The sequence below is a fragment of the Streptomyces sp. NPDC005402 genome (genome assembly GCF_040606575.1).
In the GTDB taxonomy this organism is placed as follows: Bacteria; Actinomycetota; Actinomycetes; order Streptomycetales; family Streptomycetaceae; genus Streptomyces.
In genome coordinates this window covers 97,053-118,573 of the sequence record NZ_JBEXFB010000023.1, presented here as the reverse complement: position 1 = coordinate 118,573, position 21,521 = coordinate 97,053, and the positions used below count along the sequence as shown (strand labels likewise).

Here is a 21,521-nt window from a genome sequence, read left to right as displayed (position 1 = left end):
TCGCTGTCAACGTCGGCTTCCGATCGTTTATATTACGCTCATACTACCATGGTGCCGAGAGAACCGTGCCCTGGTGGACCAGCAACTCGCGGACGTCGTCATGGAACAGGGCATCCAGAGCGCCCTCACCCTGCTCGGCACTGAGACCGACGACAGGGCGCCGGTCTCAGTGCCGAGCAGGGGCGTCCGCGTTTCGCCCGGCGCCGGAGCCTGGCGGTGGGCACCGCCACCGCCCCGGGCTGGTGCCAGGTCGGTCATGGCGTCGCACGCAAGGGCGAACCGTGACGTCGACCGCGGCGTGAGAGCAGTGAAATTGCGGAGCGTTGGGTAGGCCGCGTGCGCGGCAGACCCGACCGAGGTGGGAGTGGGCGACATGGCACAGCTGCTCGCGGGGTTCGCACCGATCGAGGTGGACATCGACGGGATCGGTATCACCGGCCGGACGGCCGGCACCGGGCCACCGGCCCTGCTGCTGCACGGCTATCCGCAGACTCAGTGATGTGGCATCAGATCGCCCCCATCCTGGCGCAGCGCCACACCGTCGTGCTGACGGATCTGCGCGGCTACGGCGGCTCCGCGAAACCGGTCGTCGGCGCCGACCATACCGAGTACAGCAAACGCGCCATGGTCGCGGACCAGGTCGCGGTGATGGCGAGCTTCGGCTTGGACACCTTCGCCGCGGTCGGACACGACCGCGGTGCCCGCGTCGTGCACCGGATGTGCCTCGATCACCCCGCCCGGGTCAGGCGCGCCGCCGTCCTGGACATCGTGCCCACCCGGCACGTCTTCCCCCCGCGGACACCGCTTCGGGGTAGCCGTCTCTCGCCCGTGTGTGTCATTCGGCCTGCCATGAGACTGTGCTCAGCTGCGCGACGATGTGGTGCCCGAGGCCGGCGGGCACGTCGAGCCCCGCCGCGGTGAGGATCTCGCGAACCCGCGTTCGGCGCGCTCACCCAGCCCGTCGTAGCCGTGCTCGAACAGGCGCCGGGTCTGTTCACGGGGCCAGCCGGTGGGCATCAGGTGCTGCGATAGTTGCGGATCGAGGGCGGGGAACCGGAGGTACGCGTCCATCAGCCGGGGCCTGGCGGCCAAGGCCTCGCCCCCGCGGACCCGCTCGTCCCAGGGCGTCGCCAACCACCGCCATTCCTTGACGAATATGGCGACCCGGCCTGGGTCATGCACACCACGGCGCTGCCGCAACCCGGCCAAGGCAACACCACACGCTGCGGTCAGGCCGGTCACTTCGGCGACGTCGGCGAGCAGCCGGGCACCGGCATGACCGACCACGCCACGCCCGTCAGCACTCACGATGATCTTCGGACGCGACCCGGTAGCCCTCACTCGGCAGGTGCCTTCCATGGCGAACGATCAGGGCCTTCGACAAGCCAGATCATCCCGAATGGCAGGCACCTTCCTCATTTCCGATCATGAACCGCGGGCAGGCTTCCTGAAAGGCCCGGGCTAAACAGCCCTTCCGTCACCCAGGAAAGGCCGCAGATGCGCCAGCATCGCTGTCGGCTGCTCCTCCGGGATGAAATGGCCGCACTCCGGGATCTCGGCACCGGTGACGTCGTCCGCATACTCGCGCCAGATCTCCAGCGTCGGCAGGCGGGACGGCAGCCCCACGGAACCCCACAGCGCCAGTACCGGCATGGTGAGGCGCCGGCCCTCGGCGGCGTCGATGTCGTCGAGGGCGACGTCCTGCTCCATGGCGCGGTAGTCGTCGAAACTCGCGCGCAAGGCACCCGGACGGGAGAACGCCCGGACATAGCCGTCGACCGCTTCGGATGTCAGACCGTGGCGGTTGTAGGTCCACCGCTCGAAGAAGTACTCGAGATATCCGCGGATGTCGTGGCCCACGAGACGCTCCGGCAGGTCGGGTTGCATCTGGAACAGCCAGTGCCAGTATCCGGAGGCGAGGGAGGCATCCAAGCGCCGGAACATCTCCCGGGTGGGCACGATGTCGAGTACGGCGAGCCGCTCCACCTGCTCCGGGCGATCCAGCGCCCACCGGTGCGCCACACGGGCGCCGCGGTCGTGCCCCACGACCGCAGCCTTGTCGAAGCCGAGGGCCTCAACGAGACCGGCGATGTCGGCAGCCATGCGCCGCTTGTCGTAACCGGCCGTGGGCTTGTCACTCAGGCCGTAGCCGCGCAGGTCGGGCGCCACAACAGTGTGGTCGGCCGCGAGATCCGCCAGCACCGGCCGCCAGCAGTCGGAGGTCTGCGGCCAGCCGTGGAGCAGCACGAGCAGGGGGCCGGATCCCGCCCGGACGTAGTGCAGGCGGACCCCGTCCACCTGCGCCACTCCGGTCGTCACTGTCGGCTGTCCCATAGATCCGCCTCCTCGGCACGGCTAACCGTCTTAGACGGTTAAGCTAACGTGCAGAATGGAGGAGTGGCAACGGACGACATGTGGATCTGGGACGGCGGGCGGGTCTGCCTGGACTTCACCAACACCCTCCGCTACCGGTGGCGGACCGCGCCGGAGGAGACTCTCCGGAACCCGGACGACCTGGCTCTCTGGCTTCAGCGAGCGGGCATGCTCGCACCGGGCATCCAGGATCCCGGCACTACCGCCGTCCTGACGTCGGGCCGGCGACTGCGCGAGACGGTCGACCGGGCCGTACTCGCGGTCGCCGACGGCCGAGTGCCCTTGTCCGGCGATGTCACCGCGCTCAACCGATCAGCGGCGCAGGCCCCCCGGCCCGCCCTGCAGATCGTCATCGCGGACGGGCGCCTGGAACCCGCCGCAGGCATGAGTGTCGCCGCCGATGCCGCGGCCGCGCTGGCGCTGATCGCCCAGGACGCCGTCGATCTGCTTCTGTCCGCCGAGATCCGGCGGGTACGCGTCTGCGGTGCGGACGAATGCGCCCTGCGTTTTGTGGACCGCTCCCCCGCCCGCAACCGCCGCTGGTGCTCCATGTCCCGCTGCGGCAACCGCACAAAGGTCCGCCTCCACCAGGCCCGGGCCAGGCGGAGTGAGGACACCTCGGCGGACTGAGCCCATCACGAGCTCCTGGCACCACCGCGCTCAGTTCACTCGGCGGGCCTCAGACGAAAGGCCGGGCCGGGGATGCTCTCAATCTCTTCCGGCTGTACGGCGTGGCCCCGGTCGCAGCGGATCTGGGCGTCGACGTGCGCGCCGCAACCACGGTGCCGGGACAACATGGCCGGGCCCTCCGGGTCGGCGCGGTAGCGGTCGCCCCACTGCAGGAGCCCCAGCACGGCCGGGACCAGATCCACACCCTTGCGCGTGATCACATACTTCGGCCGACTCCGCGAGCCCGGCTCCTTGTAGGTCTCGGTGGCCAGAATCCCTTCCTCCACAAGCATCCGCAGCCGCGCCGCGAGGAGGTTGCGAGGACAGCCGAGGACGCGTTCGAACTCACTGAAACGGGACGAGCCGTAATAGACCTCGCGCAGGATCAGGATCGTCCACTTCTCGCCCACGACCTCAAGGGTCCGGGCGATCGAGCAGTTCGACGCGTCCCGGTCGAGACGGGGGTCCACGCCGGCGTCCTGCAGAGCTTCGGTCGTTGCATCCATGAGGGGATTCTAACCTCCCTTGAGTTTACTTATCCATACCCAGCTAGTAGCGTCGTAGTCGGCACATCAACCCGGCCGCACGCGAGAAACGGGCGCGCAAGGGGGACCTGCCGGAAGAATCGCATCAACCACCCGGACACCCACACGGAAAGGCCGCCGGCATGAAGGCGTTCGTCGTCGAGAAGTACGGCAAGGACGGCGTACGCGCCGCAGAGGTACCCGAGCCCACCGTCGGAGACCGCGACGTCCTGGTCAGAGTGAGCGCCGCCAGCATCAACCCGCTGGACAAGATGGTCCGCAACGGGGAGTTCAAGCAGATCCTGAAGTACAAGACCCCGTTCGTACTCGGCCACGACGTGGCCGGCGTCGTGACACAGGTCGGCTCCGCCGTACACGGCTTCAAGGTCGGCGACGAGGTCTACGCCCGCCCGCGCGACCTGCGGGTCGGCGGCTTCGCAGAGTACATCGCGATCGACGCGGACGATGTCGCCCCCAAGCCGACCTCACTCTCCCTGGAAGAGGCGGCCGCGGTGCCGCTGGTGGCCCTGACCGCCTGGCAGATCCTCGTCGAGCGCGCGCACGTGAAGCCGGGGCAGAAAGTGCTCATCCACGCCGGAGCCGGCGGCCTCGGGTCCACGGTCATCCAGCTCGCCAAGCACCTCGGCGCCACGGTGGCGACGACCGCGAACACCAGGTCCGAGGAGTTGGTCAGGAGCCTTGGCGCCGACGTCGTCGTCGACTACACCAAGGAAGACTTCTCCAAGGCGCTCTCCGGCTACGACCTGGTGCTGGACTCCCTGGGCGGGGCGAACCTCGAGAAGTCGCTGACCGTACTGAAGCCCGGCGGCCTGGCCATCAGTGTCGTCGGCCCGCCCGACGCCGGTTTCGCCAAGCAGCTCGGCGCCCCCGCCGTCATGCGCCCGGTCATGAGCGTCCTCAGCCGCAAGGTCCGCAAGCAGGCCAAGGCGCTGGGCGTGCGCTACCAGTTCCTCTTCATGCAGGCCAACGGCTCCCAGCTGCGCAAGCTCGGCGCCCTCTACGACAGCGGGAAGCTCCGCCCGGTCATCGACAGCACCTTCCCCTTCGACCAGACGCTCGAGGCGATGGCGTACGTCGAGCAGGGCCGCACCAAGGCCGGCAAGGTCGTGGTCTCCCTGGCGCCCGACAACGACTGAGACGCGCCCGGCAACAGCCCCTCCGTTCCGGCACAGTGACCGGAGGGGTCACAACACCGCCGCGATGGCATGGGGCATCCTGCAATACGGACTCTTCGTCGCCACCGCCTGGCTGTACGAGAATCGAAGCACGCGGTCGCCCGATCCCATCGAGCAGTCTCTGACCGGCGTGCTCCACAGCCAGATGCCGGATGCCCGTCCCCGACAGTTCCTGGCGTGAAGCGGTGACCATGGGCATCCGGGGCTCGGGCGTACTGGACCCCATCGGTTCAGACGCGAGACCGCCCGTGATCCTCGCCTTCCTGATCTTCATCGGAGTATCTCTGCTGTGGCTCTTCACACTGGCCACGGCGGAGAATGACAGCCCGGAAGGGCTCTATGTGGCCGACCGGGCCCTCTCCCCCCGTCTTCAACGGATTCGCGCTGGCCGGCGAGCAGATCTCGGTCGTCACTCCACTGACGGTCTCCGGGGGGGGGCATTGCCGTGTTCGGTTACGGCGGCTTCACTTTCGCCCTCGACGGCCTTCTCATGCTCGGCGTCCTGCTGCTCTTCGCGCAGAAGATACGCAACAGCGGTCGCTACACTCTCGGCGACCTCTTCTCCTTACGGGCGTCAGGTTCGGGGCCCCGGATCGCCGCGACCGCGGTGACACTGGCCAACACGATTCCCATTCTCATGATCCAACTGCGGGCCGCCGGCGGGGCCGAGGCGATCTAAGTTCTTCTGGCGCCGGTTCAACCGCCGAGGACTACTGTGGTCCGTTTACGGCGGTCTACTGTTCTGCACCGTCCTCACGGCCTTCTGGCCCGTCGTCTCGGGAACCGTGTTCGCGCTGCAGCCGGAAGCACACTTCGACTGGTATCCGTTCCAGACCCCAGGCCTGGTTTCCGTACCTGCAGTGTTCGTTCTCGGGTGGCTCGGCAGCGTCAGCTCACCCCAGGATTCCGAACTCGAGCTTCGCGGCCTGCAGTACAGGGTCCTGACGGGAAGGGAACTCGGACCCCGGGCCGCCGATCTGCAGCGGTAGAAGTTCTGGGGGGTTGATCGCTTCGCGAGAGGACCGGCGGGGGACTTGCCGTTGCCTCGTCAGTGCAGAAGGCGGCTCCTTTGCCGCTCTCCCTCCTCGGTGTGCTGCGGGGCCGTCCGCAGCTCCAGTAGACACAAGTGCGCCCACAGCACCGCCCTCCCGCATCCGCTCCAGGCGTCGTTCTCAGTGACCACCTGAAGGGTGAAGGCGAACTCGCGGGCGGCCCAGCCGACAAGTGGTCGACGCAACCGTTGCGCCGCAGGTCAGATGCAGTCTCCGCAAGCACTCCGGCAGGGACACGCCGTACCGGATCTCCACGGGATCAGAGCCCTCTACGTCTCACCGACGGCCCCCGGGGTCCGGGCGATCGAGCCGCTGGACGTGCTCCCCGGTCGGGACGGGGCCCATCTCCGATGCCCTGAAGGATCTCCTTGCATCCATCAGGGTGACCCCAATGCGACTGAGTTTACTTTTCTATACTCAGCCAGTAGTGTCATGACCAGCGATCGACCCGGCTGCCGCAGGGGAACCCGGCACGGCACCAGTGTGAGAAGGAGCATCACCATGGGAATAAGCGCAGAGGCACACGAGTTCGCGGAGTTTCTCGCGAGTGTGAGCGCGAAGTCGTCGACACCGGGCCTCGACCTGGCCGTCATCCGCGACATCATCGACTCGAGCCACAAGGCGTCGACCGAGCCGGAAGGCGTCACCTACGCCGAAGTGGACGCAGGCGGCGTCCCCGCACTGTGGGCCATCCCCGAGGGTGCCGACCCCGACCGCGCGCTGCTCCACTTCCACTTCGGTGGGTCTGTCGCGGCCTCCATGCACTCCGACCGCAAGGCCGCGGGCCACATCGCGAAGGCGGCCGGCGCCCGCTCGCTCGTCGTGGACTTCCGCCTGGCGCCCGAACACCCCTACCCGGCACAGCTGGACGACGCCGAGACCGCCTACCGTTGGCTGCTCGCCCAGGGCTACGAGCCGCGGAACATCGGCAGTACGGGCCACTCGATCGGCGGCACCCTCGCGGTGATGCTGCCGCTGCGCCTGCTCGCCAAGGGCGAGGCCACGCCCGGCGCGATCGTCAGCGTCTCCCCCTGGACCGACCTCACGATCCAGAACCCGGCGGTGGACGCCAACGAGACGAACGACAAGATGCTCAGCCGGGGGTCCCTGGAGTTCTTCCGCCGAGCCTGGCTGCAGGACCCGGCCGTGGACTTCGCCGACCCGCAGATCAGCCTCGTGCACGCCGACCTGACCGGCCTGCCGCCCACGCTCGTCCACTACGGTGAGTACGAGACCCTCGCCGACGACGGGGCCCAGCTCGGCCGCCGCCTCGCGGACTTCAAGGTCACCACCGAGACCCACGCGATGCCCGAAGGGCAGCACTCGTTCATCATGGGCGCCGGACGCGTACCCGAGGTGGACCAGGCCATCGGGCAGATGGGCCAGTGGCTCCGCACGCACCTCGGCGCGTGAGCGAAAGCCGCGCCTGACGTCAGGCCTGTCCGCCAGGCCGCCGCACCACCGCGATGCCGGTGACCGGGTTCACCGGTTACCGGCATCCTGCTCGACCACGCCGGCCGGCATGCGGTACTTGTGTCCGACACCGTTCCGCCCGCAACCACACCACCGTCCCGATGCCACAAAGGAGTGCGCGATGGGAACGTACGAGGATGTCTTCCGCGCCAGTACCGAGGACCCGGAGAGCTTCTGGCTGAAGGCGGCGGAAGGCATCGACTGGGATGTCGCTCCGCACCGCGCCCTGGACTCCTCGGGCGCGCCCTTCTACCGCTGGTTTCCCGACGGACGGCTCAACGTCTGTTTCAACGCACTCGACCGGCACGTGGCCGCCGGCCGAGGTGAACAGCCCGCGCTCGTCTACGACTCCCCCGTGACCGACACCCGGCGCACCCACACCTACGCGCAGTTGAGAGACGAGGTGGCGGCCTTCGCCGGAGCTCTGGCGGGGCTCGGCGTGGGACACGGCGACCGGGTCGTCATCTACATGCCGATGGTCCCCGAGGCCGTCGTCGCGATGCTCGCCTGCGCACGGATCGGCGCGGTCCACTCGGTCGTCTTCGGCGGGTTCGCCCCGCGTGAACTCGCCCTGCGCATCGACGACGCCGAGCCCAAGGTGGTGGTCTCCGCGTCCTGCGGAATCGAAGGCAAGCGGGTCATCGCGTACAAGCCCCTGCTCGACCGGGCGATCGAACTCGCGGTCCACAAGCCACAGAAGAGCGTGATCCTGCAACGCCCGCAGGAACCGGCCGAGTTGGGGCCCGACGATCTCGACTGGACTGATCTGATCGCCGCCGCGTCCCCGGCCGACTGCGTTCCCGTACCCGCCACCGATCCCCTCTACATCCTCTACACATCCGGAACGACCGGAAAACCCAAGGGAGTCGTACGCGACTGCGGCGGCTACGCGGTCGCCCTGCACTGGTCGATGGGCGCCGTCTACGACGTGGGCCCCGGCGAGACCATGTTCACCGGCTCCGACGTCGGCTGGGTCGTCGGGCACTCGTACATCGTCTACGCGCCCCTGCTGGCCGGCGCCACCACAGTGCTGTACGAGGGCAAACCGGTCGGCACACCGGACGCCGGCCAGTTCTGGCGCGTGGCCGCCGAGCACCGGGCCAAGACCATGTTCACCGCGCCCACCGCCTTCCGCGCCATCCGCAAGGAGGACCCGAGGGGGACACTCATCGCCGATTACGACCTGAGCGGCCTGCGGTACCTCTTCCTCGCCGGCGAGCGCCTCGATCCCGAGACCTATCACTGGGCAAGCGCGCTCCTGGGCATCCCGGTCATCGACCACTGGTGGCAGACCGAAACCGGCTGGCCCATCGTCGCCAACCCGGTCGGCATCGAAACCGCTCCCCTCAAACCCGGCTCCCCCACCCGCCCGCTCCCGGGCTGGGACGTCCGTGTCCTCGCCCCCTCGGGCGAGCCCGTACCCGCGGGCGTCGACGGCGCGATCGTCGTCAAGCTCCCCCTGCCGCCCGGCGCATTGCCCACCCTCTGGAACGACGACGACCGCTACGTCGCCTCCTACCTCTCCGCCAACGACGGCTACTACCTCACCGGCGACAGCGGTCACATCGACGACGACGGCTACGTCTTCGTCATGGGCCGCACCGACGACGTCATCAACGTTGCCGGACACCGGCTGTCCACCGGCAGCATGGAAGAAGCCCTCGCCGCCCATCCCGACGTCGCCGAATGCGCCGTCATCGGCGTCGCCGACGCCCTCAAGGGACAGATCCCGCGCGGCTTCGTCGTCCTGAAAGCCGGCACCAGCCGCGCGTCGGGCGAGGTCGAGGCCGAACTCGTCCAACTCGTCCGCGAGCGCATCGGCGCCGTCGCCTCCCTCAAGGATGTCACGGTCGTACCGGCCCTGCCCAAGACCCGTTCGGGAAAGATCCTGCGCAAGACGATGCGCGGCATCGCCGACGGCCACGACGAACCCATCCCCTCCACAGTGGACGACCCCGGCGTCATCGAAACCCTGCGCCCGGTCCTCCGCCGCACCGATCACACGCCGTGAACGGCTGCCCCAGGACATGAGCCACAAGAAGCACGTTCCACCCCGACGGACGACGTCGGTGTCGATCACCTCGCACGCGGTGGACAGTCCTGCGACGTTCCGCCGGACCGCCCAGGCGGCCCCGGACGGCTGTCCGGACCCGGCACCCGACGCCAGGGTAGACACACACGATGTCCGGCCGGCGATGTCGGCGGGCCATGAGCCCACCCCGGGCGCCCGGGGCCCGCACTCCATGCTCCTGGTCCCGCAGTGGGCCCGCGGAAGCCCGCTGGGACTCGCACCGTTCGTCCGCCGTCAAACGGCAGACCCCTTCGACGACGAACTGCTGCCGTCCAGGAGATCGCCCCCACAGCAGCGGCGAACATCGCTCATGACCCTGCGCCCCCGCGGTCGAGTCCGGCATCGCCGCACAGAGATCACCCCGCGCAGGTCAAACAGTGAGAGGGGAGGAGGCGGAGGAGGGGTGAGGCATCGGTGCGTGTGGGGCAAGGCTCGATTCACCGGTTGCCGCTGAGGGTCACCCTTGAGAGGAAGGCACCGGGAAGAGCATGCAGCTACTGGTGGCATGCTGCGCGAGCGGCCGGTCCGTCCCGTCGAACAACTGCGCCTGCGCGAGGGCGGTTTGACGACTCTGGCTGACAACCGTGCCGATCGCCCGCACCGTGCCCGTGTCCACGGTGATCCGCCGCAGGAACTTCACCGTCAAGTCCAGCGAGGTGTACGCCACGCGATGGCGGGCCTCGGCGTGTGGGACCGCACGGCCAACGAGACCGGGTGGACCGCGTTGCTCGGCGAGCGGCGCGGCGGCCCGGACGTCTCCCCGTACGCCGCCCCAACCCGCGCGGAGGATCTGTCCGGGCTGCCACCGGTCTTCCTCGACGTCGGCTCGGCCGAGACGTTCCGCGACGAGGTCGTCACCTACGCCACCCGCCTGTGGCAGGCCGGCGGAGTCGCCGAGCTCCACGTTGGCCCGGCGGCTTCCACGGCTTTGACGGCCTCGCCCCCAGGCAACCCTTTCCCAGGCCTGCCCGACGGCCCGGATGGAGTGGCTGCGCCGACTGCTCGCGGAGTAATGGGGCAGGCTGGAGCCCGAGGGGCACGCGGCCGACGGACTAGACGGTGCGGAGTGCCGACCCGGCTCGGCCGACTGCCGCTGTTGGTCAGAGGAAGCGCCGGTCGCGCTCGCCCGTGTTCGTTGCCGGTCGAGTCACCCCTGCCCGCAGCTGTCATGGCAGGGATGACGTGAACAGGTGGTCCGACGGTCAGGATCCGGTGCTGTAGCGGCTGAGCATGAGGGCGACGGCTTCGTCCACGATCGCGGCGTCGGTGGGGTTGGGCGGGACGAAGTCGGTCCGTACAAGCTGGGGCCACAGGAACTGGCTGCAGATCATGCCGAGGAACTGTTCGGCGACTTCGGATGCCGACTGTGGCTGTCCGTCGGCCGAACGGAAGTCGAGTGTGCCAGCCTGTGCCTCGGCGTCCAGGTAGTCGCGGAGCCGGTCGAAGAAGGGTCCGCGGTCGATGGCGAAGCCGGTGCCGACGATGTCGGCGAGTTCCGGCATCTGGGGCAGCTCGGTGATGATGAGGCGGCACAGCGCCGCCGTGCCCGGCCGCGCGACCAGGCAGGCGTAGTCACGGCCGATGTGGTCCAGACCATACCGGGGATCACCGGGCGGGGGCGGTTCGGCGTACTCCACATCCAGCTGCCACTGTTCGGAGGTGACGGCCGCGAACAGCGCAGCCTTGGAGGGGTACCGCTTGAAGAGGGTGCCGGTGGAGACGCGGGCCTCCTTGGCGATCTGAGCCAGGGAGGTCTTGTCGTATCCCCGGGCGAGGAAGAGGTCGCGGGCGGCGCGGATAATACGCGCACGGTTCTCCGCTTTGATCTGCGCGTGATACCCGGCTTTGGTCTGCGCGTCATACCCTGCCTGGCACGTATCGCCACCGGCCTCCGCTCGGCCCGCCACCGACATACCCACGCACCTCGCTCTACTTCCGGCCGCGTCCCCGCTGTCAGAGGACGGTCTGGCCGCCGTCCAGGATAAGGTCCTGGCCCACCGCGAAGGCGGAGGCATCGGAGGCCAGGTACACGACGGCCTCCGCGACCTCCTCGGGCAGACCCATGCGACCCAGCGGGATGCCGGCGCTGATCCCCTCCAGCACCGCCGTCTGTACCGCGGGGTCCTCGATCCCGAGCTTGGAGTACAGCGGGGTGTCCACCGGGCCGGGGCTGACCGCGTTGAACCGGATGCCGTGCGACCTGAGCAGGTCCGCGTTCCACGACCGCATCAGAGAGCCGATAGCCGCCTTTGTCGCGGCGTAGGCGTTCGAATGCCCGTAGCCGCCGTGCGCGCTGTTGGACGCGTTGAGGATGACCGAGGACGGGTTGGCCAGCACGGGCACCAGGGCCTGAGTGAGAAAGAAGACGCTCTTGACGTTGATGTCGAAGAGCCGGTCGAAACTGTCCTCCGTGTGCTCCTCGAACGGCCGCCAGTCCGAGACACCGGCGTTCAGGAACACCACGTCCAGCTCCCCGAAGTGCTCACCCACCTGCTTGGCCAGGCCGCGCTGCGCGTCGAGATCGCGTGCATCGGCCTGCACCACCGGCACCTTGTCCCCGAGGATCTCCCGCGCCCTGTCGATGCTGGCCGGGGTGACGCCCGTGACCAGCACGTCGGCCCCCTCCGCGATAAAACGCTGGGCGGTCTCCAGGCCGATCCCGCTCGTTCCGCCGGTGATGAGGGCGCGCTTGCCCGCAAGACGATTCATGATGATTGTTCCTTGCCGAGTCGAAGGTAAGTCGATGGACTCACCACTCGAAGGTAGCTCCCGCAACACCCCGAAGGCAAGTCGATCCACTTACCATCGGTGACCGGGGGTGGTTCTGCTGTGCCGGGAAGGTGGCGAGCGAGCGGGCCACTTCCGGCGACCGAAGCTCCTGAGATCCACGCCGCGGGACGCCGTTTCAGCGCCCCGCCGGTATGCCCAGAGCCCGATGAGCGCCGCGAGATTTGTGCGTGGCCGCCCGGGTTGGGAAGACCACCATCTCCCGACTCCTCACCGACGGCCGCGACATGGCATTCGAGTTGCGCACGCCTTGCGCACCGGCGGCACGGATCGTCGCTGCGCGAGCGGGGTGCCCCGCCTCGAAACCGAGCGGGATCAGGCAGCGTCGACGAATATGTCGAGCGCGAGATCACCCTCGAATCCGGCACGGCTGTAGACGGACAGGTCGGTGACGCCTTCGTCGAACAGGACCTCGTCGTCGATGAACAGGTTGGCGGTGCACTTGCGCGCGTCACGCGTGAGGACGGCGTACGCGGCGTCAGCCATGATCTGCGGACTACGGGCCTGCCCGGCGCCGCCGACCACGTTGCGTACGGCGGCGGTGTCGATCAGGGTTCGCGGCCACAGCGAGTTGGCGGCGATGCCGTCGGCGGCGAGTTCCTCGGCGAGCCCGATGGTGCACAGACTCATCCCGTACTTCGAGAGCGTGTAACCGAGATGCCTGCCCACCCAGTGCGGCGCGAGGTTCAACGGCGGCGAGAGGGTGAGGATGTGCGGGTTGTCCGCCGCGCGCAGGTGCGGGATCGCGGCCTTGCTCAGCAGGAACGTGCCTCGCGTGTTGATGTCCTGCATCAGGTCGTACCGCTTCATCTCCAGCTGCTCCGTCGACGACAGGTCGATCGCGCTGGCGTTGTTCACCACGATGTCGATGCCACCGAAGGCACTGACCGCGGCGTTGACGGCGGTGCGTACGTCGTCCTCGTTGCGGACGTCACCGACGACGGCGACCCCCTTGCCGCCCGCGCGCTCGATCTCCTCGACCGCGGTGTGGACCGTGCCTTCGAGCTTCGGATGCGGTACGGCGGTCTTGGCGAGCATCACCACGTTCGCGCCATCGCGGGCCGCGCGCAGGGCGATGGCGAGACCGATGCCGCGACTGCCTCCCGACATCAGGACGGTCTTGCCGGCCAGCGTCCGTGTCATGGTCGAACCTCCACAATCGATTGGGGAACTAATCATATGTGGCACGAATGATATCGTCCGCGCATGACTTCCACTCCCGCACACCAGAGCGACCGGCTCTACCACGAGCTCCTCGCCCCCGAAGAGACCCAGTCCGTACGTGCCGCCGTGCGCCGGATCGCGGAGCAGGAAGTGGCTCCGCACGCCGCGGCGATCGCGAACGGCGACGAGCGCACCGACGGCTTCCCCCGGCAGGTGTTCGACGCGCTCGCAAAGACGGGGGTTTTCCGGATCCCCTTCCCCGGCGAGGTCGGCGGCGACGGTCTGACCCATCCGGCGAGCGCCACCGCCGCGGCGATCGAGGAACTGGCCTACTACTCCAGCAGCGTCGCGGCCGTCTTCGACGTGCACTGCATCCTGGCGGGCAACGCCCTGCGGCAGGGCACCCAGGAGCAGCAGCAGCGCTGGCTGCCCAAGGTCGCGGAGGGCTCGGTGGTCGGCGCGTTCGCCACCACCGAGCCGGACGCCTCCAGCGACCTGTCTCCGCAGGCCGTCCGGACCGAGGCCGTACGCACCGAGACCGGCTGGGTGCTCAACGGCCACAAGCGGTGGATCTCCAACTCGCCCGTGGCCGGGTTCGTGGTGGTTCTCGCCCGCACCGGCGAGCGGCTGAGCATGTTCATCGTCGACACAACGCTCCCGGGCGTGGAAGTCGGCCTCGCCGACCGCAAGATGGGCAACCGCGGCCAGCTCACCGCGGACATCCGCTTCACGGACGTACACCTGTCCGACGACGACCTTCTCGGCGGCGCCGAGGGACAGGGACTGCGCCACGCACTGTCCACACTGACCTACGGCCGGATCGGCATCGCGGCCGCCGGGGTCGGCATGGCGCAGGCCGCCTTCGACCACACCGTGGCCCACCTGTCGACGCGACACGCCTTCGGCAAGCCGGTGGCCGCCAACCAGCACTGGCAGTTCCTGCTCGCCGAGCGGGCCACCGAGATCGACAACGCCCGCACCCTCGTCACCAAGGCCGCCCTGCGCCTGGACGCCGGCAACCCGTCCCCGGAACCCGAGGCCGCGATGGCGAAGTACTACGCCACCAAGCTGTCGGTGGACATGGCGCGCGACGCCGTCCAGGCTTTCGGAGGCCTCGGCTTCGCCCGCGAACTGGGCGCCGACGGAAGCCCTGGCCCCGTCGAGGCGATCTACCGGGACAGCAAGATCGGCGAGATCTACGAGGGCACGAACGAGATCCAGAAGTGGGTCATCGCCCGGCAGATCTTCGGCCGGACCATCGTCGGCTGACGGCCCCGCGCATTCCCTGCCCTCGAGCCCCCATTCAGCGCACCGAGATCGCATCGCTGCCCCGGTCCGGTCACCTCATGGGTCCGGCCACCTCAGGCCTTCTCGTACGATGGAGCCAGACGATACGCAGGGCTAACCATAGGCGGGATAAACGATGTCCGAGGCTCCGCTGGTACCGGGGACAGTGGCCGAACACACCATCTGCCTGCTGGTCAAACTCGGGCAGGTGGCCTTCAGGATCGCCGAAGACGGCATCTGCGGTACCGGCCTGCGCGTGCGTCACTACAGCGTGCTGCAGGCCCTGGCCGACAATGGAGCCATGCCGCAACTGGCGCTCGGCTCGTTCCTGCGCATCGACCCGGCGACGATGGTGACGAGTCTTGACGACCTGGAGCGGGCCGGATACGCCGAGCGGACACGCGATCCTCAGGACCGACGCCGGTACGCCGTCGACATCACCGACGACGGGCGCAAGGTCCTGGCCGACCTCAACCGCACCCTCGTCGGTCTCGACAGCGAAATCCTCGCCGACCTGGGCACCACTGAACGGCACTCGCTCCACACCCTGTTGAGCAGCCTCGCCGAGAGTCCCGCTCTCACCGCCATGTTCGACGCTCTCAGAGAGCAGAGCGGCGCGAAAAAGGCTTAACAGCAGCAGGAGGAGATCTCCACCGTCCGGGGCGCGAGGGCACCTTCTACAGCCACTCCCCGGACACGAAGGCGCCCCGCGCCCACCAGCCGGCGCAGCCGGTCCGTCAGCGTGTTGCGCGCGATCCCGAGCGACTTCCTGGAACGCGTCGAACCGCCGGATCCCGTAGAAGGCCTCTCGCAGCACCAGCGGCGTCCACCAGTCCCGAGCAGATCCATGGTCCGCGCGATCGAGCAGGGCCACTGCGCAAAGGATGTCCGCCTGATGAGGGCCAGCATAGGTTCGTCCAGTCTTGAGACAGAGCAGATGGGCCGGGCACGAGCGGTGCGCGGACCCTTGTGCTTCTTCAATAACGAAGTTATGTTGCCGCCATGAAACGTGACTTGCTGGGCAAGAAGCTGGTTGTTACCGGAGCGGCACGCGGCATCGGCGAGAAGGTGGCCCGGCTGGCCGCCGCCCGAGGGGCCCGGGTGACCGTGATAGGCCTCGAAGCCGATCGGTTGCGCGCCCTCGCCGACGAGCTGGGTCCCGCCGCCGCCTGGCGTGAGGCCGATGTGCGCGACGGCACCGCTCTGCGGACGGCGATCGACGAGGCCGCTGACGTCATGGGCGGCATCGACCTCGTCGTCGCCAACGCCGGCGTCGCGGCGTACGGGACGGTGCGGCAGACGGACGAGGCGTCGTTCGAGCGGGTCCTGGACATCAATCTGAACGGCGTGTTCCGCACCCTCAAGTACGCGACGCCCCATCTGGAACGCAGCCGTGGCCATGTGCTGGTCGTGGCGTCCGCACTGTCGTTCATGCCGCTGCCCGCGATGGCCTCCTACGGCGCGAGCAAGGCGGGGGCCGAATTGCTCGCCCTGACCTACCGCCGGGAGGTGGCACACCTGGGGATCACGGTCGGCGTGGTGCACCCCTCCTGGATCAACACGGACCTGGTCCGGGGCGCCGAGGCGGACCTCCCCTCGTTCCAGGGCATGCGCGCGCGACTGCCCTATCCGGGCAACGTCACCACCAGCGCCGACCGGGCGGCCGCCGCGATCGTCGACGGGCTCGCGCGCCGACGCAGCCGGGTGTACGTCCCACGCGCGGTCGTCGTGGCCAACTGGGCCAAGGCGGCGCTGAATTCACCGCTGGCCTGGCCCTGGGCGAGGCGCTTCGTCGCCCGGGCGGTTCCCTCGCTCGAACGCGAGGTCGCAGCGCTGGGCAGGCACGACCAGCTCACCCCAGGGGCCGATACCCCTGCCGCCGAGACCAGGTCGTCCTAGTCACGCCCGGGACGGCACCCGACCGCCCACCCTCTCAGCGGCCTTGGACGATCGAGTCGTACAAGCGCAGGCCGGCCTCGTGGGAGGCCTCGGCACGTTCCCGCTTGTCACCCAGCCCGACACAGAAGTTCACGCCCATCGGCAGGAGCACCCGCGCCACGGCGTCGTCGAACTCGACGAAGTGCTCGGCCAGTTCGAGGGTGATGTAGCCGTGCACGAAACTCCACAGCTGGGCGGCGACGACCTCGGGTTCCTGCCGCTCGATCCTGCCGGAGTCCACGAGCCGTTCGCATGCCGCGGTGACATGAGCGTGGGCCTCACGAAAGGCCGGGGAATGCCCGCTCAGGCGAAGGTCCGTGTCCGGCAGAGGCCGGTACGTCGCCCGGGTGGACAGCCCGAACATCAGGTCATAGAGGTGAGGGTTCTCGCGGGCCAGCCGACGGCAGCTCAAGTTCATGGCCAGGAGTTCGGCGATCGGGTCCTCCGTCACCGGCACCTGGGCGAACGCTCTGCCGAGTTCCTTGAACCCGTGGTCGGCAACAGCACTCATCAGCTCCGGAATCCCACCGAAGTGGCTGTAGACCACCATCGTCGACAGTCCGCTCGCGGACGCCACCGCGCGCACCTTCAGAGCCGACGGACCCTGTTCGGCCAGCAGACCGACGGCCGCCCGCACAAGCCGTTCCGGTGCGTCGTCGACTCTCGCCCGCCCTGCCATGTTCCGCACGCCTCCACCGTTGACACACCCGTAATAACTTGGTTATGTAATTCTTCACGGCAATAGTACACATCGCGTGTGACGTGCCGACCTGGATACGACGTTCGTCCTCGGACACGTCAGCGCTGGTCCAGTCTCCCGCCACCTTGTACGGCACAGCGTGTCGGGGCGGACTCGACCTCATCGCCGCGCATCCATGGCTGTCCCCAGGGGCCTTCCACCCCCATGCGCCTTCCACCCCATGAACTCAGCACAGGAGCAGAACTCATGCCATACAAAGACAAGGGCCATCTGGCGATCGAGGACCGCGGGTCCGTCCTGGTCGTCCGGGTCGACGGCGGCCCGCACCAGGAGTTCGGCCTCGACATCGCCCAGCAGCTGGAAAAGCTGGTGACCCGAGCCGACCGTGATCCGAACGTCCGTGCCGTCGTCTTCACCGGGGCACATCCCGAGCGATTCGTCAGCCATGCCGCGGTCCGGTGGCTGCAGGAAGGTGGCGCCAGCAGCCCCACGGTCGGCCGGCGCGGTGCCGCCGCCGTCGTACGCATGGCGAAGCACGTGGACCGGTCCCGTCTCCTCGGAGCCGTGCTGCGCAGGACCCCGATGCGGGGGGCCCTCCAGCTGGAGCGTCTGCACTCGACCTTCCTCCGGATGAACCGCAGTGGCGTCCTCTTCGTGGCCGCCCTCAACGGTTCGGCTCTGGGGCTCGGCGCGGAGTTCGCCTGGGCGTGCGATCTGCGGGTCATGGCGGACGGGGACTTCTTCATCGGCCAGCCGGAGATCCTCCTCGGCATCATCCCGGGGGGAGGCGGCACCCAGCGGCTGACCCGCCTGATCGGCACCCACCGGTCCCTGGCCGCGATTCTCGAAGGCAAGCCGTTCACGCCCGCGGAGGCCCTCGCCAATGGGGCGGTGGACACGGTCGTCGCGCAGGACAAGGTGGTCGCGCAGGCGGTCGAACTCGCTGAGCACTTCGGAAAGCGGTCGAAGGCCACGGTCGAGGCCGCCAAGAGGGCGGTGTACTTCGGCGGCTCCCTGTCGCTGGAGGAGGGCCTGCATGTCGAACGCGCCGAGTTCTTCGCCAGGATCATGTCGAAGGAAAGTCAGGAACTCATGCAGGACTACATGGAGACGACGGGCGCCACCGGCGAACTCCCGCTCTACACACCCGGCACCTACGCGCGGTCCCTCGCGTCGGGCAGCGTGCCGGGTCGTCGCCCGACGGACGGGCGGTGAGCCGACAATGACCACCGCGCAGTCCTTCACCCGTCACGACATCACGTTCCCTTCCGGCGACAGCACCTGTGCCGGTTGGCTCTACCTCCCCACGGGCGTCACGTCTGCGCCCGTCGTCATCCTCGGACACGGCCTCGGCGCCGTCCGCGAGATGCGCCTGGACGCCTTCGCCGAGCGCTTCGCACAGGCCGGAATCGCCGCCGTGGCCTTCACCTACCGGCACTTCGGCGACAGCGGAGGCCACCCCCGCCAGCTCCTGTCGATCAAGCGTCAGCTCACCGACTGGGACGCCGCCATCGCCTATGTCAAGGCCCGCACGGACGTCGACCGCACTCGCATCGCCGTATGGGGCAGCTCGTTCGGCGGCGGCCACGCCATCACCGTCGCCTCACGCCACCCCGAACTGCGCGCGGCCGTGGCGCAGTGCCCCTTCACCGACGGTCTCGCCTCGGCGCTCGCGCTGGGTCCTGCCGCCTCGCTCAAGGTCCTCCCGGTGGTAGCCCGCGATCTGGCTGCCAGAGGTCGCGGAAAGCCGCCGGTGATGGTTCCGATCGCAGCCGCCCCCGGCTCGTCGGCCCTCATGAACGCCCCGGACGCCCTGCCCGGATACCAGGCGCTGCAGCCCGCGGGAACGACATTCCGCAACGAGGTGACGGCGAGGGTCATCCCGACCATCCTCGCCTACCGGCCCGGGCGCGCGGCCAAGAAGATCACCATCCCGATCCTCTTCTGCGTCAGCGACACCGACTCCGTCACGCCTCCCGCCCAGACCCTCCGCTACGCGCGCACCGCACCCAAGGGAGAGATCAAGAGGTACGACGCCGGCCACTTCGACTTCTACACCGGCGAGACCTTCGAAGTACTGGTGCGCGACCAGATCGAGTTCCTCACCCGCCAGCTGGCCCCGGCAGCCGCCGCGTCAGCTGCGTGACCGGATCGCATCACACCGAGACAGGTACGCCCTCGCCATGAATTTCGCTTCTCTGCCCGACCGTCGCGCGGCCCTCGATCCTGACGGGGCCGCGGTCTCGGACGGCCGACAGGCCCTCACCAACGTTCAGCTGCTGCGTCGCGTCCAGGCGGCCGCACGACACCTCCAGGACCTCGGGATCGGCCCCGGCGATGTCGTGGCCCTCAAGCTGACCAATCGCGTCGAGTTCGTGCTCCTGCTGTTCGCCGCCTGGCGGCTCGGCGCCACCGTCACGCCGGTCAACCCGAGCATGACCGACGTCGAAGTGGCCCGACAGCTCACAGACTCCGGCGCACGCCTCCTGGTGAGCGAGGACGGTGAGGCCGCCGTGGCGGACGGGACTGCCGTCCTCGCCGTCGGCGAACTGCACCACGCAGCGGCGGAGCCTGATCAAGCACCCCTTGCGGACCCGTCCGCGCTGGCCCTCCTCATCTACACCAGCGGCACGACCGGGGTTCCCAAAGGGGTGATGCTCGATCACGCCAACATCGATGCCATGGCGGACATGGGGCGTCGGGCGCTGGAGGTCGGGCCGGACGACCGGTGCCTGCTGATCCTGCCGCTCTTCCACGTCAACGGCATCGTGGTCAGCACCCTCATACCGTTGCTGGCGGGCGCGAGCGCCGTCATCGCCGACCGGTTCCATCCCGAGACCTTCTTCGACGTCGTCGAGCGCGAGCGCCCCACCTTCTTCAGCGCCGTGCCGACGATCTACAGCATGCTCGCGGCGCTTCCGGACCAGGTCCGCCCCGACACCTCGTCCCTGCGCTTCGGAGTCTGCGGCGCGGCACCCGCCTCCGCCGAACTGCTGACCCGGTTCGAGACCCGGTACGGGTTCCCGCTCGTCGAGGGGTACGGCCTGTCCGAAGGAACCTGCGGCTCCACCATCAACCCCGTCGCCGGCCCCCAACGCGCCGGAACAGTGGGGCTGCCCTTCCCCGGCCAGGAGATCCGGATCCTTGACGTCGACGGCGCCGAGGTGCCGCCGGGCGTGGAGGGAGAGGTCGTCGTGCGGGGCCCCAACGTCATGCGGGGCTACCTCGGCCGCCCGGAAGAAACAGCCAAGGTCATCGTCGACGGCTGGCTGCACACCGGCGACGTGGGCCGGCTCGACGCCGACGGATACCTGACCCTGGTCGGACGTTCGAAAGACATGATCATCCGCGGTGGGGAGAACATCTACCCCAAGGAGATCGAGGACGTCCTCGCCGGTGACCCGTCGGTACTCGAGGCCGCCGTGATCGGCGTTCCCGACGAGAAATGGGGAGAAGTGGTCGTCGCCTACGTCCAGCCCCGACCGGGCCAGACCGTCGATCCGACGGCACTGCAGGAGCTCTGCGCGCACAGCCTCACCGGCTTCAAGCGCCCGACCGCGTTCTACGTGGTGGAAGCCATCGCGAAGAACGCGGTCGGCAAGATCGACAAGGTCTCGCTGCGCGCTGCCCACGCCGATGTCTCCGCGCGGTCCTGACCTCCACGGATGGCGCCGTGGGCTGTCTCCGGTGGCGGCCCTCAGCTCCGTGCCAGGGGCCGAGTGCCAGTCCCGGGGCTCCCGGGAACCTCGCGAGCTTCGCCACGCGTCCGACCTGCCGGGGACATCTGCGGAGTCGCTCGCAAGGGTGGCTCAGCCCCGTGGCGTGCTGGGCGGCGGTGAGGGCCGTCGCCGCCCAGCCTGACCGGTGCGCTCGCTCCGAGGTCGGAGACCGCGAGGGATCTCAGCAACAACCGGTGGAGACCGGGTCGGAGGCCAGGGAGCAAGCCGAGGGCCTCCCGTTGACCGGCTCAGGCCGCTCCAGCCGGGTCGGGTGCCGACAGTCGGTCAGGATCACCGATCCTCGCAGTTCATGACGAGGCGGACCACAGCAGTGCCGTCCGGGCGGTGCGGCGCTGGGCTGGCGCCTGGGCAGCGAGTACCAGCGCGTCCGCGCACGCTGCCCAGGCCTGGCCAACCCCGAGCGCGGAAGTGAGCACGAACCCGGCGAGCGTGCGCGCCACTTGGTGACCAGGGCGAACGGGGCGCTCGGCGCGTCGGAGGCCGACGGGCTCGCGCTCCCGCGACCAGGTCCGTGGCGGTGTCCGCCGTCCCCTCCCCCTTGGCGGTC

Annotated in this window: 21 protein-coding genes and 3 pseudogenes; 15 read left to right on the top strand and 9 right to left on the bottom strand. The window is 68.9% G+C overall.

Going from position 1 to position 21,521, the window contains the following annotated elements:
• Positions 1–373 precede the first annotated feature (373 nt).
• Positions 374–499, top strand: a complete 126-nt coding sequence (locus ABZT02_RS35365; protein ID WP_356025070.1) for a hypothetical protein — start codon at positions 374–376, stop codon at positions 497–499.
• Positions 499–921, top strand: a complete 423-nt coding sequence (locus ABZT02_RS35360) for an alpha/beta fold hydrolase (protein WP_356025068.1) — start codon at positions 499–501, stop codon at positions 919–921. Before ABZT02_RS35365 ends, ABZT02_RS35360 begins: the two co-directional genes overlap by 1 nt.
• Here the strand turns inward: ABZT02_RS35360 and ABZT02_RS35355 are convergent.
• The 3 genes and pseudogenes from ABZT02_RS35355 to ABZT02_RS35345 form a co-directional block, all read right to left on the bottom strand.
• Positions 862–1,158 (bottom strand): PaaX family transcriptional regulator C-terminal domain-containing protein, encoded by a 297-nt coding sequence (locus tag ABZT02_RS35355; protein WP_356025158.1) that lies wholly within the window; start codon positions 1,156–1,158, stop codon positions 862–864. The two genes, ABZT02_RS35360 and ABZT02_RS35355, sit on opposite strands and share 60 nt — an antisense overlap.
• Positions 1,150–1,359 (bottom strand): annotated as a pseudogene (locus ABZT02_RS35350) (IS1380 family transposase); the annotation flags it as partial. The gene ABZT02_RS35355 and the pseudogene ABZT02_RS35350, both read right to left, overlap by 9 nt.
• Before the next feature lie 102 nt (positions 1,360–1,461).
• Positions 1,462–2,334: an alpha/beta hydrolase gene (locus tag ABZT02_RS35345; protein WP_356025065.1), complete on the bottom strand. Its 873-nt coding sequence runs from the start codon at positions 2,332–2,334 to the stop codon at positions 1,462–1,464.
• Between the two features lie 63 nt (positions 2,335–2,397).
• Here ABZT02_RS35345 and ABZT02_RS35340 point away from each other — a divergent pair, with 63 nt between their 5' ends.
• Positions 2,398–3,003 carry an ABATE domain-containing protein gene (locus ABZT02_RS35340; protein WP_356025062.1) on the top strand — a complete coding sequence of 202 codons (606 nt, stop codon included), beginning with the start codon at positions 2,398–2,400 and terminating at the stop codon, positions 3,001–3,003.
• A 35-nt stretch (positions 3,004–3,038) separates the two neighbouring features.
• Here the strand turns inward: ABZT02_RS35340 and ABZT02_RS35335 are convergent, their stop codons facing one another.
• A complete protein-coding gene (locus tag ABZT02_RS35335; RefSeq protein WP_356025060.1) occupies positions 3,039–3,548 on the bottom strand; it encodes a helix-turn-helix domain-containing protein in 510 nt (169 codons plus the stop codon).
• A 161-nt stretch (positions 3,549–3,709) separates the two neighbouring features.
• On the opposite strand from ABZT02_RS35335, the gene ABZT02_RS35330 reads away from it, so the two are divergent.
• From ABZT02_RS35330 to ABZT02_RS35310, 5 genes are all read left to right on the top strand, one after another.
• A complete protein-coding gene (locus tag ABZT02_RS35330) occupies positions 3,710–4,723 on the top strand; it encodes an NADP-dependent oxidoreductase (protein ID WP_356025058.1) in 1,014 nt (337 codons plus the stop codon).
• Positions 4,724–4,787: 64 nt separating this feature from the next.
• The gene (locus ABZT02_RS35325; protein WP_356025055.1) at positions 4,788–4,943 is read left to right on the top strand and encodes a hypothetical protein; all 156 of its coding nucleotides are present in this window, start codon (positions 4,788–4,790) and stop codon (positions 4,941–4,943) included.
• Between the two features lie 264 nt (positions 4,944–5,207).
• Positions 5,208–5,441 (top strand): hypothetical protein, encoded by a 234-nt coding sequence (locus ABZT02_RS35320; RefSeq protein WP_356025053.1) that lies wholly within the window; start codon positions 5,208–5,210, stop codon positions 5,439–5,441.
• 874 nt (positions 5,442–6,315) lie between these two features.
• On the top strand, positions 6,316–7,227 hold the full coding sequence (locus tag ABZT02_RS35315; protein WP_356025050.1) for an alpha/beta hydrolase: 912 nt from the start codon (positions 6,316–6,318) through the stop codon (positions 7,225–7,227).
• A 181-nt stretch (positions 7,228–7,408) separates the two neighbouring features.
• Positions 7,409–9,298, top strand: a complete 1,890-nt coding sequence (locus ABZT02_RS35310) for an AMP-binding protein (protein WP_356025047.1) — start codon at positions 7,409–7,411, stop codon at positions 9,296–9,298.
• A 517-nt stretch (positions 9,299–9,815) separates the two neighbouring features.
• Here the strand turns inward: ABZT02_RS35310 and ABZT02_RS35305 are convergent.
• Positions 9,816–10,022: pseudogene (locus tag ABZT02_RS35305) on the bottom strand (aromatic compound degradation protein PaaI); the annotation flags it as partial.
• 6 nt (positions 10,023–10,028) lie between these two features.
• On the opposite strand from ABZT02_RS35305, the pseudogene ABZT02_RS35300 reads away from it, so the two are divergent.
• Positions 10,029–10,371, top strand: a pseudogene (locus tag ABZT02_RS35300) (alpha/beta hydrolase fold domain-containing protein); the annotation flags it as partial.
• A gap of 189 nt (positions 10,372–10,560) precedes the next feature.
• On the opposite strand, the gene ABZT02_RS35295 reads toward ABZT02_RS35300, so the two are convergent.
• The 3 genes from ABZT02_RS35295 to ABZT02_RS35285 all read right to left on the bottom strand — a co-directional run bounded on the left by ABZT02_RS35295 (position 10,561) and on the right by ABZT02_RS35285 (position 13,288).
• Entirely contained in the window at positions 10,561–11,271 is a 711-nt protein-coding gene (locus ABZT02_RS35295) for a TetR/AcrR family transcriptional regulator (RefSeq protein ID WP_356025045.1), read from the bottom strand.
• A 40-nt stretch (positions 11,272–11,311) separates the two neighbouring features.
• Positions 11,312–12,067, bottom strand: coding sequence for an SDR family oxidoreductase (locus tag ABZT02_RS35290; protein ID WP_356025042.1), 756 nt, complete (start codon positions 12,065–12,067; stop codon positions 11,312–11,314).
• A 393-nt stretch (positions 12,068–12,460) separates the two neighbouring features.
• Positions 12,461–13,288, bottom strand: coding sequence for an NAD(P)-dependent oxidoreductase (locus ABZT02_RS35285; RefSeq protein ID WP_356025040.1), 828 nt, complete (start codon positions 13,286–13,288; stop codon positions 12,461–12,463).
• 63 nt (positions 13,289–13,351) lie between these two features.
• On the opposite strand from ABZT02_RS35285, the gene ABZT02_RS35280 reads away from it, so the two are divergent.
• The 3 genes from ABZT02_RS35280 to ABZT02_RS35270 all read left to right on the top strand — a co-directional run bounded on the left by ABZT02_RS35280 (position 13,352) and on the right by ABZT02_RS35270 (position 16,495).
• Positions 13,352–14,578 carry an acyl-CoA dehydrogenase family protein gene (locus ABZT02_RS35280; protein WP_356025037.1) on the top strand — a complete coding sequence of 409 codons (1,227 nt, stop codon included), beginning with the start codon at positions 13,352–13,354 and terminating at the stop codon, positions 14,576–14,578.
• Positions 14,579–14,732: 154 nt separating this feature from the next.
• Positions 14,733–15,227: a MarR family transcriptional regulator gene (locus ABZT02_RS35275; protein WP_356025035.1), complete on the top strand. Its 495-nt coding sequence runs from the start codon at positions 14,733–14,735 to the stop codon at positions 15,225–15,227.
• A gap of 371 nt (positions 15,228–15,598) precedes the next feature.
• Complete coding sequence (locus ABZT02_RS35270; protein WP_356025033.1) at positions 15,599–16,495, top strand: short-chain dehydrogenase/reductase; 897 nt, start codon at positions 15,599–15,601, stop codon at positions 16,493–16,495.
• A 34-nt stretch (positions 16,496–16,529) separates the two neighbouring features.
• Here the strand turns inward: ABZT02_RS35270 and ABZT02_RS35265 are convergent, their stop codons facing one another.
• Complete coding sequence (locus ABZT02_RS35265; RefSeq protein WP_356025156.1) at positions 16,530–17,213, bottom strand: TetR/AcrR family transcriptional regulator; 684 nt, start codon at positions 17,211–17,213, stop codon at positions 16,530–16,532.
• Positions 17,214–17,480: 267 nt separating this feature from the next.
• Here ABZT02_RS35265 and ABZT02_RS35260 point away from each other — a divergent pair, with 267 nt between their 5' ends.
• The 3 genes from ABZT02_RS35260 to ABZT02_RS35250 are packed head-to-tail and all read left to right on the top strand — an operon-like array spanning position 17,481 to position 20,890.
• Complete coding sequence (locus ABZT02_RS35260; protein ID WP_356025031.1) at positions 17,481–18,449, top strand: enoyl-CoA hydratase/isomerase family protein; 969 nt, start codon at positions 17,481–17,483, stop codon at positions 18,447–18,449.
• 7 nt (positions 18,450–18,456) lie between these two features.
• The gene (locus ABZT02_RS35255; protein ID WP_356025029.1) at positions 18,457–19,380 is read left to right on the top strand and encodes an alpha/beta fold hydrolase; all 924 of its coding nucleotides are present in this window, start codon (positions 18,457–18,459) and stop codon (positions 19,378–19,380) included.
• A gap of 37 nt (positions 19,381–19,417) precedes the next feature.
• Positions 19,418–20,890 carry an AMP-binding protein gene (locus ABZT02_RS35250; protein WP_356025027.1) on the top strand — a complete coding sequence of 491 codons (1,473 nt, stop codon included), beginning with the start codon at positions 19,418–19,420 and terminating at the stop codon, positions 20,888–20,890.
• The last annotated feature ends 631 nt before the right edge of the window (positions 20,891–21,521 follow it).